The sequence below is a fragment of the Sphingobium sp. CR2-8 genome, from assembly GCF_035818615.1.
In the GTDB taxonomy this organism is placed as follows: domain Bacteria; phylum Pseudomonadota; class Alphaproteobacteria; order Sphingomonadales; family Sphingomonadaceae; genus Sphingobium.
On the sequence record NZ_JAYKZY010000002.1, the window covers coordinates 719,033 to 732,651 of the forward strand.

At 59.3% G+C, this 13,619-nt stretch carries 15 protein-coding genes, 1 tRNA gene and 1 pseudogene; 3 read left to right on the plus strand and 14 right to left on the minus strand.

Annotated features, from left to right (window positions below; genetic code table 11):
- Positions 1 to 133: 133 nt before the first annotated feature.
- A complete protein-coding gene (locus U5A82_RS07420; RefSeq protein ID WP_326289830.1) occupies positions 134 to 1,159 on the plus strand; it encodes a restriction endonuclease in 1,026 nt (341 codons plus the stop codon).
- Positions 1,160 to 1,584: 425 nt separating this feature from the next.
- Here U5A82_RS07420 and U5A82_RS07425 read toward each other — a convergent pair whose 3' ends face one another.
- From U5A82_RS07425 to U5A82_RS07455, 7 genes and pseudogenes are all read right to left on the minus strand, one after another.
- Positions 1,585 to 1,755: a hypothetical protein gene (locus tag U5A82_RS07425; RefSeq protein WP_326289831.1), complete on the minus strand. Its 171-nt coding sequence runs from the start codon at positions 1,753 to 1,755 to the stop codon at positions 1,585 to 1,587.
- 103 nt (positions 1,756 to 1,858) lie between these two features.
- Entirely contained in the window at positions 1,859 to 2,053 is a 195-nt protein-coding gene (locus tag U5A82_RS07430; RefSeq protein WP_326289832.1) for a DUF6961 family protein, read from the minus strand.
- Positions 2,050 to 2,304, minus strand: a pseudogene (locus U5A82_RS07435) (DUF2513 domain-containing protein); the annotation flags it as partial. The pseudogene U5A82_RS07435 and the gene U5A82_RS07430, both read right to left, overlap by 4 nt.
- Positions 2,305 to 2,319: 15 nt before the next feature.
- Entirely contained in the window at positions 2,320 to 2,493 is a 174-nt protein-coding gene (locus U5A82_RS07440) for a hypothetical protein (RefSeq protein ID WP_326289833.1), read from the minus strand.
- A 215-nt stretch (positions 2,494 to 2,708) separates the two neighbouring features.
- Entirely contained in the window at positions 2,709 to 2,900 is a 192-nt protein-coding gene (locus U5A82_RS07445) for a hypothetical protein (protein ID WP_326289834.1), read from the minus strand.
- 58 nt (positions 2,901 to 2,958) lie between these two features.
- On the minus strand, positions 2,959 to 3,159 hold the full coding sequence (locus U5A82_RS07450; protein WP_326289836.1) for a DUF5818 domain-containing protein: 201 nt from the start codon (positions 3,157 to 3,159) through the stop codon (positions 2,959 to 2,961).
- A gap of 1 nt (position 3,160) precedes the next feature.
- Entirely contained in the window at positions 3,161 to 3,973 is an 813-nt protein-coding gene (locus U5A82_RS07455; RefSeq protein WP_326289838.1) for a S1/P1 nuclease, read from the minus strand.
- 188 nt (positions 3,974 to 4,161) lie between these two features.
- Here U5A82_RS07455 and U5A82_RS07460 point away from each other — a divergent pair, with 188 nt between their 5' ends.
- Both U5A82_RS07460 and U5A82_RS07465 read left to right on the plus strand, forming a co-directional pair.
- Positions 4,162 to 4,776, plus strand: coding sequence for a hypothetical protein (locus U5A82_RS07460; RefSeq protein ID WP_326289839.1), 615 nt, complete (start codon positions 4,162 to 4,164; stop codon positions 4,774 to 4,776).
- Between the two features lie 721 nt (positions 4,777 to 5,497).
- Positions 5,498 to 6,178, plus strand: a complete 681-nt coding sequence (locus U5A82_RS07465; protein WP_326289840.1) for a S24 family peptidase — start codon at positions 5,498 to 5,500, stop codon at positions 6,176 to 6,178.
- Here U5A82_RS07465 and U5A82_RS07470 read toward each other — a convergent pair.
- The 7 genes from U5A82_RS07470 to rpoC form a co-directional block, all read right to left on the minus strand.
- Positions 6,175 to 6,612 carry a JAB domain-containing protein gene (locus U5A82_RS07470; RefSeq protein WP_326289842.1) on the minus strand — a complete coding sequence of 146 codons (438 nt, stop codon included), beginning with the start codon at positions 6,610 to 6,612 and terminating at the stop codon, positions 6,175 to 6,177. The genes U5A82_RS07465 and U5A82_RS07470 overlap by 4 nt on opposite strands.
- Positions 6,534 to 6,968: a hypothetical protein gene (locus U5A82_RS07475; protein ID WP_326289843.1), complete on the minus strand. Its 435-nt coding sequence runs from the start codon at positions 6,966 to 6,968 to the stop codon at positions 6,534 to 6,536. The genes U5A82_RS07470 and U5A82_RS07475 overlap by 79 nt, the downstream gene beginning before the upstream one ends.
- A 24-nt stretch (positions 6,969 to 6,992) precedes the next feature.
- On the minus strand, positions 6,993 to 7,331 hold the full coding sequence (locus tag U5A82_RS07480) for a hypothetical protein (RefSeq protein ID WP_326289845.1): 339 nt from the start codon (positions 7,329 to 7,331) through the stop codon (positions 6,993 to 6,995).
- A 60-nt stretch (positions 7,332 to 7,391) separates the two neighbouring features.
- On the minus strand, positions 7,392 to 7,964 hold the full coding sequence (locus U5A82_RS07485; protein WP_326289846.1) for a helix-turn-helix domain-containing protein: 573 nt from the start codon (positions 7,962 to 7,964) through the stop codon (positions 7,392 to 7,394).
- 161 nt (positions 7,965 to 8,125) lie between these two features.
- A complete protein-coding gene (locus U5A82_RS21710; RefSeq protein ID WP_442802160.1) occupies positions 8,126 to 8,278 on the minus strand; it encodes a helix-turn-helix domain-containing protein in 153 nt (50 codons plus the stop codon).
- A 640-nt stretch (positions 8,279 to 8,918) separates the two neighbouring features.
- Positions 8,919 to 8,992 (minus strand) — tRNA-Gln (locus tag U5A82_RS07490).
- Positions 8,993 to 9,286: 294 nt separating this feature from the next.
- Positions 9,287 to 13,573: a DNA-directed RNA polymerase subunit beta' gene (rpoC, locus tag U5A82_RS07495; protein ID WP_326289848.1), complete on the minus strand. Its 4,287-nt coding sequence runs from the start codon at positions 13,571 to 13,573 to the stop codon at positions 9,287 to 9,289.
- Positions 13,574 to 13,619: the final 46 nt, after the last annotated feature.

A 13,619-nucleotide genomic window follows, 5' to 3' on the forward strand; every position in this document is an offset into this window, starting at 1 on the left:
AGATGCCTCGCGCATCCCTGTTCACCAGAATCCCCATGCGATCTTCTAACGGCCAGAGCGTTTCGAATTGATCAGAGAAGTGACCAGATGGTACCCCCGCCGCTCAGCTCAGCGTGACGCTGAAAACGGAGTGATGCGATTGTCGGACACATCATCGAACGACGAGCTATTCGACTTCAAAAGCCTTAGTCCTCAGGATTTCGAACTCCTCGTTGGCGCGCTGCTCTCTCAATCCGGGTCACCTGTGATCGCACAGTCGCGACCGGGCCAAAACGCCCCCGATTTCGAAGCAATATCACCGACCGGCGAACGCATGATCGTCGAAGTTAAACACTATCGTCAGCCTATCCCAAGCGCCATCGTGCGCCAATTTTCCGGCGACATTGCCCGCGCCCGGCTCCAGATGCCCAACACCAAGGGCTTGCTGGTCGTGTCCGGTGACCTGTCCTCAGCGGCGCGACAGGCCATCGTGGAAGAGGATGGCCTGGACGTGTGGACGGGACACGACGTTCGTCGGCTGTTGCAGCGCTTCCCCAATGTTGCGAACGCTGCGGCGAACAGCGCGGCGGCATCGCAGTTGCTCCAGATGATGGCGACCGCGGCCGCGGCGCCAATGCCGCCTCGCCCGCTTTCAGCGCAGTTCGAAGACCGACTCGTTGCCATAAAGGCCGGCAAAGACGATTGGAGCATGTTTGAGGATTGGGGCACCGAGATCCTAACCGAGATATTCAAGCCCGACCTTGGACCGCCTGACCAACAAACGAGAACCGACGATGGCCTGGACATCATGGACGCAATATTTCCCATCCGCGCTGGAAGTCCGCCCTGGGCATTGGTCCGTGCTGAGTATGGAACCCGGTTTGCGGTGGCTGAGTACAAGAATTACACCGGGCCGATCGGCCCCAAGCAAGTTGAATCCATCCAACAGTATCTCTGGATCCCGGCAAAGCGGCAATTCGGCTTGCTGGTCTCGCGCGAACTTCCGGCGCCGCAGGCGATTGTCCAACGGCGCCGGGCTTGGCTCGAGCACCAGAAGATGATCGTATTCCTCAGCGCGACCGATCTTATAGGCATGCTCGAGATGCGCGAAAACGGCGAAGAGCCGTTCGAGGTGATCGACGCGCAGCTCGAAGAGTTCTTTCGTACGCTCAGTCCGTGACCATAGAGCTCCGGACGGCCTGCAACGCTACGGGGGGCGGGTCGCTTGGCTGATGCCAGACTGCTTCGCGCGGAGCGAATGACAGGTGCTTGCAGATGCTGCCGTTCAGAGCTCGGCTGGCGAACGACGCAATTTGGTCGGCAGCCGACTCCGCGTAAGCGTCAGCTATCCGCGCAAACCGGCGCCGAACCGGACAGTCCCCTATCGGCCAGTCGTGCGTGTATAAGATGGGAAATCTTACTGTTCGCGCCGCCTCTGGACCCAGTGCGCCACCCCAGAGAGCGACTGAGAAACAGTCAATTCGGGGGTTATATTCCTACCATGTCATGCAAATGGCCCAAAAATAGATAATGCATAGTGCTGGTCGCGCCTTCGGAAACTCGTTCCCTCATCTATGCCCACATATTTGAACGCCGCCCGTCACATCACCTTCGGGATTCACCGGAAAGCAGCTTAAGCAGCTCGACCTTCTGGCCTATCACGCGGATGTCCTCACGGACGGATTCGAGAAGAGCATCGTAGAGCTTGCCGTCAGCCGGGTTGATGAAATCCTCAATGCTTGATGGCGAAATCGAATGCCGGAAAAGCGTGTGCATGCCGCGCTGTTACTTTGTTGATCCCGTTCGGCAGATACGAAACTTAATCCGTTTCGGTTTGGTAATGGTAAAGCGCTGATGCAGCGGCCTTAAAATAACGATGTCATTGAACCGGCCCGGCGCGCAGTATGGCGTCCATGTGATGGGCGATGGATTTCCACACGGCAACGCCGACATCATCGCCTTCGCTTACAAGCTCACCAATTCGTTCTGCCACCTTCGATGGCGCGCGCTCGCCGTGTCGCTTTAGCAGCATCATTGCGGCACCCAGCATTACTTGATCTTCGGTCATTGTCATGGGGCAGTGCCAATACCCAACGTCTCCAGTTTCAACATGATAGCAGCCTTCGTGATTGCGCCCATGGTTTCCAGTGACCACGATCCGGCCTTGGTCATCGCCGACTTGGTATGCCGCCAGATGGCAGGATCACGAATCTTGTCGAGATAGTCATGCCCGGCCCAGGTGAGCCTTATGCCGATCCAGCGCCTTGCGTCGCGGGAGGTGTATGCAGCAGCCGTCAATCCGGCTTCGGCAAGTAAACGGAAGTGGTGGTCAACCTGATGTTAAGGATAGCCGGAGAGCGCCGGCACCATCAGCGCCTCAGCCCCGTCGGCAGCCTCCAGCGTCAGCATCAGGTCTCGAATCAGATCAGGGTCGCGCTTCATTGGCGCATGAGAACAAAATGTGATCGTGTAGGACAGGGGGTATGAAAGACGGGAGCCGACGCCCCCGTCCATTACATCATCTGTGCCTGCCGTAACGATTGCTTGTCCGAGAGTTTTTATAGCGTCCACCCTTGTGACTGGAGCCGCTACGCGCGCCGGAATATTGGCCGCCATGGCTGGAGGTGTGATGCTTGCCCCCATAGTTGCGACGAGCTTCAGCCGTTCCACTCATGGACGCGATGGAAAGGGTTGCGGCCATCATGACCGTGAAGGCGATGCTTTTCATATCAGGCGGGTTTCGCGCCGGGCGTGCCGCACTTGGCGAACTTGCCCTTGGCGTCTTTACACTTCTTGGGCGGGGCCTTTGTTTCCGGACATTTGATAAACTTTCCCTTTGCATCCCGACAAGGCGCGGCGTTGGAAACCGCGGGGATGGCAGCGAGGGAAGCTGCGGCGATGAGAGCAACAACGATCTTCATAGTGGTTCGTCCTGCAATCGACCCAGGAGTGAGTCGCTTAGGAAGATAGACCCGCGCTTCAGGCTGGCTCAATCCGTTTGACATCCAGAAGATCGAAGTCCGCGCGTGTGCCATACACCCGGACTCTCTGGCCGATGAGGTGCCGGTATCGGCAGGACGGATCAAGGCGCCACTTGCCGCCGCCCTCGATCTTCAGCACGGGATAGACGCCATCACCGATCAGGATGCCGACTTCTTCATGGGCAGCGCCAAGTGGCATGTCATTTCCGCTTTGGCTTGGTTGCTGCTGTCGGCGTCACTGGAGCATCGAACACCCGGTTCAGATAGGCAGCGATCCTCACACCACCGCGCTTCAGCCGATCATCCATCTCGTTGCGGTGCTGATAGGCATAGTCCCACGATATGCTGGGATTGGTGGGGTAGACCGTTTTGCGCAAGGCGATGCTCTCGCGAAGCCAGGTCGACGGGTTCGGATCGCTCCAGCCTATCACCTGTTCCGGCGTGATCGATCGCGACAGCCAGCCTGCATATTCCGAATAGGACAAGGAGCGCTGTTCGATCATGGCCGAGTCCCATACCGAATGCAGGTTGGTCGACTTACCGAACCATGTCACCTTGAAGTCGTTGCCGCCGCGGTCATTGCCTCCGCCGGCATGTAGCGGCTGGTGAAGGTCGCCAATGATGTGGACAAGGAAGCGCAATGCAAGGCGCTTATCCTCGATCGACGCCTTGGGATCACGAAGGGTGGCGGTGAAACGGTGGAGGGCCGTCATCGCGTCGCCCTCGGCTGGGGCATCTGACGGCTGATAATCATCGCCTTCACGGACGGTTACATAATGCCATGGGCTTGCCTGCTTCTGCCAAAAATCAGCTGAATTGGACTTCTGATCGTCTGGCCATGTCGCTGCTTCTGCCAGGTCTTCGCTGCCAAGCAGGATGCGGACATTGGCGCGCGCAACGCCGCTCAGGTTTTCGTCAGCTATCGCGCCGGTGATCCGGTGGCCTGTTGGACCCCAGGCATGTGCTTGCGTGGCTGTAAGGAGGGGTAATGCAAGCAGATAGATTTTACGCATATTACCTCTCATGCCCGCTTCTTGATGAAAGGCAATATGTGGAATCCGTGTTCAGATCGCATCTTACTGCTGGCGCATCGAAAGTAGGCGAATTGCAAAGGCATATAGAATTCCGTTCGCTTGACTTTAAGGGCAGTGCGGGCCAACCTCGCTTGGCGGCCGTGGGGACGGCCATTGGGGGGATGTCTATGAAATTCGCTTTTGTCGCGGCGGCGTGTGCCATCGCATTTCCTACCGTCGTCTGCGCCCAGATTGCGCCGTCCGCTACGGCCGCTCTCTCGGTCGGCCCAGACAGCGCGCAGGTCCTTCGCACAGGCACTGAAATTCAGTTGAAGATGGAAGAGGGCCTATCGACGGAGGGAAAGAAACTGCGCGTGGGGCAGCATTTCCGAATGTCGGTTGCTGAAGCAGTATCGGTCGGTGGTCAGATCGTCATTCCTGTCGGCTCGCCAGCGACGGGTGAGATCACGGAAGTCCGCAACAAGGGTATGTGGGGCAAGTCCGGGCATCTGACCGCAGCCTTGCAGTATGTCAGCGTCAATGGGCGGCAAATCCGTCTCACAGGCACTTTCGATGATAAGGGCGTCACTGGCACAGGTGGTGTAGTCGCAGCGGTGCTGCTCGTGCCTGTCGTTGGCTTCTTCACCACTGGCACCAGTGCTCGCATAGACTCCGGCGCTCAGATCAAGGGCTTCATCGGCGAGGATGTGCCTTTGGTTTTCACTCAGGCAGCGGCACCGGCCCCGATGGCTGTACCCGTCGCACTCAGCCCGACACCGGTGGCTGCGATCGTGCAGCAGTAAGGTTGCCGCTCACATTTAGCACTTGATGAGGCGGCTGGTGGTTGAAATGGCCCGTAACCGTTCAGATCAGCCGCCCCCTCATCTGCGTCAGGTTGCTGGCCGATGGTGGCGATATCGATGAACTCAATCAGCATATCGAAGGAGGCAGGAACTGGTCCGGGGCCGAGCACTTCCTTGAAGCGGGGCGGACAGGCGCGACAGTTCATGGAGGTCAGACGAGCGGACGGGATCAAATACCTGGCCGACCAACTTCAGGCAGGCGACGAGAAGGCCCTGGCCGCGGCTCGACACTTCGGCCTTATCCCTTAGCTTAGACCCCGTATCGCTTGTTGCCGCCCGAGGTAATGCAGTAGCGGCCGCCACGCGGGCCCACGCATACGTCCCCACCGTTACACGGGCAGCTTCCGCTATTTGTGGTTCCCCTGGATCCGCCGCCGCCAGAGTATCCGCGGACCCTACGCCGACTGCTCGTTCTGCGTCTTCCTATGGCGTCGGCCTCATCCCCTGCGCCTACAGCGGCCACAGCCAGCAATGAAAGAAAGAACGTCCGCCTTTCCATCTTATTCCCCCGAATCGATCGTCCGATCATGGGCAACGGAAACCGACGTGTCGATCAGGCAGAACCGGAGGATTATCCATTTCGGAGTAGTTACGTGTTTGTAGTGGACGGGGCACTTGAGTTGGTGCTTTTTATCTCGTGACCCGCTGGTTGGACGCCAACATGCTTGAAGACGATTATGCCGAAATCGATCCTCGCCTGGTGTTGGATCGGCTGATCGCTAGGAATGGCGAAAACTATGCCGATCTCTCTCGTCTTCTTGGTCGCAATCCTGCCTATATCCAGCAGTTCATAAAGCGCGGGACACCACGGAAATTGGATGAGGCGGACCGGCAGGTCTTGGCCCGCTATTTTGGCGTGCCGGAACAGATGTTGGGCGGGGCCAGGGAACCTGCCCTCACGCCTGCAGCCGCACTTGGTATGCCAACGGCTATCGCAGTGCCGCGGCTGGCGCTGGGTGCGTCGGCGGGGCAGGGGTCGCTGGACGAGAATGAGCAGGCGGGGGGCGTGATGGCGTTCGATGCCCGTTGGCTGCGATATCTTGGGGTGCGACCGCAAGGCGTTTCCATCATCCGGGTTGAAGGCGAATCGATGGTACCGACGCTGAACGACGGCGACGACATCATGGTCGATCATGACGATAATGCCGGACGCCTGCGCGACGGGGTCTATGTGTTGCGGCTCGACGGAGTGCTGATGGTAAAGCGTATTGCCATGGGGCCGCGAAAGGGGCGTTTCAGCTTGTTAAGCGACAATTCTCTGTATCCAGGATGGCAGGACCTTGGACCTGACTTGGTGCAGGTGGTTGGGCGGGTAGTATGGACGGGGCGGCGGCTATGCTAGAGTTGCCCAGCATCTCGCATGCTGAAATAATCACTATCTGCCACGATGAAATGGTCATGCATGATAAGGCCGAGCAGATTGCAAGCGGCTATCACGCGCCTTGTCTCATCTCTGTCCTGTCGCGAGGGCTGGGCTTGGCCAGAAGGATGGTTATGGCCCATCACGATCATCGAGCCGCAGCGTAGTAAGGCTGATCGAAGCACGAGAGGTAAATCGTACTCGACCTGGTCAATCTGGCCTTCGAAATAGATGTCGCCGACCGGCTTCGAAAGATCGCCATCATAAAAGAAAAATTGGAGGCGTTCGCGCTTTAAGCCCCGAAAGCGCGAAATCTTGTCGGCGATCCATTGCTGTTTCAGACGGCGAACTTCTGCTGCCGCTTCCTCCGGTGATAGCCGTAAGCGCCGATCGCCATCGACAGCAGTGTCGGCCATGCCCACCATCCGGCCAGAAAAGCATAAGGGAATGCGACTATCGACACCGCCATCAGCATGGCCATGTGCGTGTATATGGTGAGCAGATGAAATGACGTTGCCCATAGCGGCCAGAACCTGTCACTCTTGAGCGACAGCGCGATCAGCGCTGCCGCCAGAAGCCCATCGATAAGGAGCACATCCAGCTCAACGCTCCGGTATCTGACTGGTAAGGCCGAGGTGGCAAAATGGGTTCCCACCAAAGCCAGCAGGAACAGGCACACCCCAATTCTCTCATACTTCCCGCCCCAGAGTGCCGAAAGGATGAGGATCACCGGCACGTACAACCAGTTCAGATACCAGAGGAGAAGGGTCAAGCAGCTGTGCTCCAGGCTACTACATCAAGGCATGGCCGGCTTTTGCTCAAGCCCTCCGAATGCCGAAACATCCAGGCGCAGTTGCTTGCCGGTGTCGGCAAGACGGCTATGTGCGTCAACAACCGAAGCCCGTCCCTTGATCATCGTGTTCAGCGCCTCACCCAGACTGGACAGAGCATCCTGACCATAGATGGCCGACAATTGCGCGTCCACGCGGGCATCGACCAGCATTGCCGTCAAACCTGCTAGATGGCTGATGCTGGTGTCGATAGCGATTTCGGTTGCCCGGAGCTTGTTCGCAACCTTTGGGGCTTCGCTATGAAGGGCCGACTGGCGTTGGCGCAGGGTGACGACTGAAGACATGATTCATCTCCTTTGGACTGCTCTCGCAGCCCAGTGGCGATCGGCCTGATGGCAGGCCGACTAGGTTAAGCGGATGAGGATACGCAAAAGTGTTTCGTAGCTGCTCAGTGCGCCAACTGACACCAACATGATGGCCAGAGGCAGAATGACCAGAATTATAACCCTTTGGACCGCTGAGAGATCATTGGTCGCTCCCCGATAAGCAGGGATCAGCCAACCAAATGGACCAAGCCATCGGCGCCACCCCCTGCTTGGAACAATGCTTGGGGGTGAACCCGCCGCCTCGGCAAGAGGAGACGAGGGGTTAACCCATTTCGGGGGAGGGGCCTCTATTTCTGTCTGCTCGCAATCCTCCAGAACGATGCAGTCACCTAGGGAGATATTGCCGGTCGTGGTCTGCTCGAATGCGATGAAACTTCGTGCTGCCTCGACGCTGGTCGATACCTGTAGGATCTTCCGGGCGGCCGCGAGATGCTGCTTGACCGTTTCCGGCGAGTTTCCAAGCCGGATCGCAATTTCCTTAATCCGGTAACCTTGACCCAAAAGCCGCAAGCAGTCGCGCTGCCTATCCGTCAATCGCGACATGGCGACTGCATCCGACGACACCCCCGCGCCTACCTGTGCGTTCGTCATCTAGCCCCATCCTACCCTGAATGAACGGGTGTGATATGGAGTAGGGCAGGGTTAACACGTGCGCAACCAAGTTAATTCGGCAGGCGAACGATGACGGCTATGCCCTTTTCGATGACAGCTAGCCCTGCTGGCGCACGGACGCCTGGCGGCAATCCATGCTGCTACCTTTCCATGTAGGTGCGCACGCTGAGCGTCGTCACATGCGACCGCCCGCCGGTTTTCTTCATCTCTAAAGTGCCGTCATTTATCAGCTTGTGTAACGTGGTCCGCCCTACCGCTAAAACGGCCATCACTTCGTCAATGGTAAGTTGCAAAGCGCCTTGTGGAATGATGCGTACATGGCGCTTTATGCTTCTGCTCGTGACCGATGGCGGGGGGGCGTGGATTGATCAGGCGCAGATTCTAAGGGGGTAGGAGGGTCGATAGCCTTTGCTGTCATTAGCCCATGCTTAGTTGCAGCAGACGCGATGGACTTTGCGTCGAACCGAATGCCAATTGCAGTCAGTCGCGGGCCGTCGTCCTGATCACCATCCGTTATGCGGACGGAGCCGGTCGAGAAGACACCATCGATCTTATTATGGGCGATGATCCTCTCCCAAGTCTCACGCGACATCCGGCTGTCTCCCGCCTCGTATGTGCCTTCGGCGTCTTAGGTCGTCAGGAGAAGTGCATAGCCTTTCACAAGGCCCGCCGCAGCAGGGTCCGATAAAATGATATGGGCGTCGATGATTGGCGCATCAAGCATGGCGAGAGCGGCGCGGGAGGAATTGGCCGGAACGCGGTCATCAGGCATCTCCGTGGTCAAACACGGACCATGTGATGGTCGCCACAGATGAAGAATCCGTTCGCGCCTGTTCGTCGTTGTTCAGAATGAAATGAGGGAACAAACTGGGGAACGGTCAGAGCCGATCTGGCACTTTTTTCAATGAAGTCAGTATGTTCGGAAGAAGAATGTGGATGCCCGACAAGGACTCGAACCTTGATTGACGGAGTCAGAGTCCGCTCTCTTACCATTAGAGGATCGGGCATCAATCCTGCGCGCGTCGCGCTTGGGAAGCCGCAGATAGGCGCGGTTTTTGTCCCGGTCAAGAGGGTTTGAAAATCATTCGACCGACTTTTTGGAAGTCGGCCGACTGAGTTCTACTGCCCGTATCGTCGCCCAGTTGACGACTCCGAACGCACATCTTGAACCCGCACCGACAAAAAGAAAGCCCGCCGGAGCGCCTGAGCGTCCGGCGGGCATAACCTCTTTCCCTTGACGGGCGGAGAGGGGCTGGGAGCCGCTTCCCATATAGGAAGCGGCTCCCAAGCTTTCAAAGACGTTATTCGCCGTCGCTCTTGAGCAGGTAATCGCCCGCATCCGCATCGCTGCCGTGGGTTTCGCCCTCGACAGCTGCCAATGGATCGTTGCCGATCGCCGCTTCCGGACCCTGTGCCAGTTCGGCCGCACGTTCGGCAGCAGCCGTCTTCGGCGCGATCAGGTCGACTTGGCTGGACGCGCGCAACGCGGCCCGCAGCGCCGCATCACGCGACGAAGCGGCCACGCGCAGGCGGTTCATGCCCGCACCGGTGCCCGCCGGGATCAGGCGGCCAACGATGACGTTTTCCTTCAGGCCGACGAGCGTATCCTTCTTGCCCTGGACCGCCGCTTCCGTGAGGACGCGGGTGGTTTCCTGGAAGGACGCAGCCGAGATGAAGCTGCGGGTCTGCAGCGACGCCTTGGTGATGCCCAGCAGCACCGGCTTGCCAGCGGCGGGCGCGAAGCCCGGCTGGAGCTTGGCGTTGATCTCGTCCATTTCCTCGCGGTCGATCTGCTCGCCCACCAACAGGGTGGTGTCGCCGGACTCGATGATCTCGACCTTCTGCAACATCTGACGAACGATCGTTTCGATGTGCTTGTCGTTGATCTTCACGCCCTGCAAGCGATAGACTTCCTGGATTTCGGCGACCAGATATTCGGCCAGCGGCTCGATACCGAGCACTTCCAGGATGTCATGCGGATCGGGCGAACCACCGATCAGGTTGTCGCCGCGCTTCACGAAGTCGCCTTCCTGAACGTCGATCACCTTGCTCTTGGGGATCAGATACTCGACCGGCTCGCCGCCATCCTCGGGATTGATGGCGATCTTGCGCTTCGCCTTGTAATCCTTGAGGAACTGCACGCGGCCCGACACCTTGGCAATGATCGCATTGTCCTTGGGCTTGCGGGCTTCGAACAGTTCGGCGACGCGCGGCAGACCACCGGTGATGTCGCGGGTCTTGGCCGCTTCACGGCTGACACGCGCCAGTACGTCGCCGGCCTGAACCTGCGCACCGTCATCGACCGACAGCGTCGCACCAACCGCCAGCATGTAGCGGCCAGCTTCACCCGACTGGTCGTCCAGCAGGGTAAGGCGCGGGCGAAGGTCTTCCTTGGTGCGCGCGGCGCCACGATGTTCCGTCACGACGCGCTGGGCGATACCCGTGGCTTCGTCGGTCTGTTCGGTCAGCGTCTTGCTGTCGATCAGGTCGACATATTTCACGATACCGGGCTTTTCCGTGATCACCGGCATGGTGAAGGGATCCCACTCGGCGAACCGCTCGCCCTTCTTCACGGCGTCGCCATCTGCAAACAGGATGGTGGCGCCATAAGGCAGGCGATGGGTTTCGCGCTCGCGGCCTTCGCTGTCGATGATCGCGATCTCGCCGTTGCGGGCAAGGCTCAGGCGACGGCCATGCTTGTCGGTGATGGTCGGCATGTCACGCAGTTCGATCGTGCCGTCCGCCATCGATTCCAGGTTCGACGTTTCGTTGAAGTTCGCCGCGCCGCCGATGTGGAAGGTCCGCATGGTCAGCTGCGTACCCGGTTCGCCGATGGACTGCGCCGCGATGACGCCGACCGCTTCACCGATATTCACCGGCGTACCACGGGCCAGGTCACGGCCGTAGCATTTGCCGCACACGCCCATCCGGCTTTCGCAGATCAGCGGGCTGCGGATCTTGACCGCCTGGGTGCCGATCGCCTCGATCTTGGCGATCATCGGTTCGTCCAGCAGCGTGCCGATCGGAATGACGATGCTGCCATCCTTGCTGTCGACGATGTCCTGCGCCGTGGTGCGGCCCAGGATGCGTTCGCCCAGCGATGCGATGACCGAACCGCCCTGCACGATCGCCTTCATCTCCAGCGCCTTTTCGGTGCCGCAATCTTCCTCGACGATGGTGCAGTCCTGGCTGACGTCGACCAGACGACGGGTCAGGTAGCCCGAGTTCGCCGTCTTGAGTGCGGTATCGGCCAGGCCCTTACGCGCGCCGTGGGTGGAGTTGAAATATTCAAGGACGGTCAGGCCTTCCTTGAAGTTCGAGATGATCGGCGTTTCGATGATCTCGCCCGACGGCTTGGCCATCAGGCCGCGCATGCCGGCCAGCTGCTTCATCTGCGCCTGCGAACCACGCGCACCGGAATGCGCCATCATGTAGATCGAGTTGATCTGCGCGAGGCGACCGGTCTGCGGATCCTTGGGCTGGGCCTTGATCTCGTCCATCATGGCGTTCGCGACCTGGTCGCCGCAACGGCTCCAGGCGTCGATCACCTTGTTGTACTTTTCCTGCTGCGTGATCAGGCCGTCCTGATATTGCTGCTCGTAATCGGCCACCAGCGCCTTGGTTTCGGCGACGGTGCCTTCCTTCGAGTCCGGAATGACCATGTCATCCTTGCCGAAGGAAATGCCGGCCTGGAACGCGTGGCGGAAGCCCAGCGCCATGATGGCGTCGGCGAACAGCACCGTGTCCTTCTGGCCGGTGTGGCGATAGACCTCGTCGATCACGTCGCCCACGTCCTTCTTGGTCAGCAGGCGGTTGACGACGTCGAAGGGCACCTTGTGGCTCTGCGGCAGGCATTCGCCCAGCAGCATGCGGCCCGGCGTCGTTTCATAGCGCTTGAGGTAGCGATTGCCCGCCTCGTCGGTCTGCGGCACCCGGCTCGTGACCTTGGTGTGCAGCGTCACCGACTTGGTGAACAGCGCCTGATGCACTTCCTGCATGTCGGACAGCAGCATGCCTTCGCCCGGCTCGCCTTCGCGCTCCATCGACAGATAATAGATGCCCAGCACCATGTCCTGCGACGGCACGATGATCGGCTTGCCGTTCGCGGGCGACAGGATGTTGTTGGTCGACATCATCAGCACGCGCGCTTCGAGCTGGGCTTCCAGCGAAAGCGGAACGTGGACGGCCATCTGGTCGCCGTCGAAGTCGGCGTTGAAGGCCGAGCAGACCAGCGGGTGCAACTGGATCGCCTTGCCTTCGATCAGTACGGGCTCGAACGCCTGGATGCCCAGACGGTGCAGCGTGGGTGCGCGGTTGAGCATGACCGGATGCTCGCGGATCACCTCGTCCAGGATGTCCCAGACTTCCTTGCGCTCCTTCTCGACCCACTTCTTCGCCTGCTTCAGGGTCATGGACAGACCCTTGGCGTCGAGGCGCGCGTATATGAACGGCTTGAACAGTTCGAGCGCCATCTTCTTGGGCAGGCCGCATTGATGCAGTTTCAGCTCAGGACCGGTCACGATGACCGAACGACCCGAATAGTCCACGCGCTTGCCCAGAAGGTTCTGGCGGAAGCGGCCCTGCTTGCCCTTGAGCATGTCGGACAGGGACTTGAGCGGACGCTTGTTCGCGCCGGTGATCACGCGGCCGCGACGGCCATTGTCGAACAGAGCGTCGACGGCTTCCTGCAACATGCGCTTTTCGTTGCGGACGATGATGTCCGGCGCGCGCAGTTCCATCAGGCGCTTCAAGCGGTTGTTACGGTTGATGACGCGGCGATACAGATCATTGAGATCCGACGTCGCGAAACGACCGCCATCCAGCGGCACCAGCGGACGCAGTTCCGGCGGAATGACCGGCACGACGTCCAGGATCATCCATTCGGGACGGTTGCCCGATTCCAGGAAGCTCTCGACGACCTTGAGGCGCTTGATGATCTTCTTGGGCTTGAGTTCCGACTTGGTGACGGCCAGCTCGTCCAGCAGGATCTGCTTCTCGCCTTCCAGGTCGAGGTCCATCAGCATCTGCTTGACCGCTTCCGCGCCGATCCCGGCGGAGAAGGCGTCTTCGCCATACTGATCCTGCGCGTCGAGCAGTTCATCTTCGTTCAGCAGCTGATATTTGTCGAGCGAGGTCAGGCCCGGCTCGATGACGATATAGCTTTCGAAATACAGCACGCGCTCAAGCTGCTTCAACTGCATGTCGAGCAGCAGGCCGATGCGCGAGGGCAGCGATTTCAGGAACCAGATATGCGCGACCGGCGCGGCCAGCTCGATATGGCCCATGCGCTCGCGGCGCACCTTGCTCACCGTGACTTCGACACCGCACTTTTCGCAGACGATGCCCTTATACTTCATGCGCTTATACTTACCGCACAGGCATTCATAATCCTTGATCGGACCGAAGATGCGCGCGCAGAACAGGCCGTCACGCTCGGGCTTGAACGTGCGATAGTTGATGGTTTCCGGCTTCTTGATCTCGCCGAAGGACCACGACCGGATGCGCTCGGGCGAGGCAAGGCCGATCTGGATCTGGTCGAAGGTTTCGGCCTTGACGACCGGGTTCGCGAAGTTGGTCAGTTCATTCATAATAACAGTCCCTCTAGAGGGTAAATTTCCGGGCGAAGAAGGGGAG

Coding starts and splice junctions, on each gene's coding strand:
- U5A82_RS07420 (WP_326289830.1), top strand. CDS start 134: ATGCGATTGTCGGACACATCATCGAACGACGAGCTATTCGACTTCAAA.
- U5A82_RS07425 (WP_326289831.1), bottom strand. CDS start 1,755: ATGCACACGCTTTTCCGGCATTCGATTTCGCCATCAAGCATTGAGGAT.
- U5A82_RS07430 (WP_326289832.1), bottom strand. CDS start 2,053: ATGACAATGACCGAAGATCAAGTAATGCTGGGTGCCGCAATGATGCTG.
- U5A82_RS07440 (WP_326289833.1), bottom strand. CDS start 2,493: ATGGACGGGGGCGTCGGCTCCCGTCTTTCATACCCCCTGTCCTACACG.
- U5A82_RS07445 (WP_326289834.1), bottom strand. CDS start 2,900: ATGAAGATCGTTGTTGCTCTCATCGCCGCAGCTTCCCTCGCTGCCATC.
- U5A82_RS07450 (WP_326289836.1), bottom strand. CDS start 3,159: ATGCCACTTGGCGCTGCCCATGAAGAAGTCGGCATCCTGATCGGTGAT.
- U5A82_RS07455 (WP_326289838.1), bottom strand. CDS start 3,973: ATGCGTAAAATCTATCTGCTTGCATTACCCCTCCTTACAGCCACGCAA.
- U5A82_RS07460 (WP_326289839.1), top strand. CDS start 4,162: ATGAAATTCGCTTTTGTCGCGGCGGCGTGTGCCATCGCATTTCCTACC.
- U5A82_RS07465 (WP_326289840.1), top strand. CDS start 5,498: ATGCTTGAAGACGATTATGCCGAAATCGATCCTCGCCTGGTGTTGGAT.
- U5A82_RS07470 (WP_326289842.1), bottom strand. CDS start 6,612: ATGGCCGACACTGCTGTCGATGGCGATCGGCGCTTACGGCTATCACCG.
- U5A82_RS07480 (WP_326289845.1), bottom strand. CDS start 7,331: ATGTCTTCAGTCGTCACCCTGCGCCAACGCCAGTCGGCCCTTCATAGC.
- U5A82_RS07485 (WP_326289846.1), bottom strand. CDS start 7,964: ATGACGAACGCACAGGTAGGCGCGGGGGTGTCGTCGGATGCAGTCGCC.
- rpoC (WP_326289848.1), bottom strand. CDS start 13,573: ATGAATGAACTGACCAACTTCGCGAACCCGGTCGTCAAGGCCGAAACC.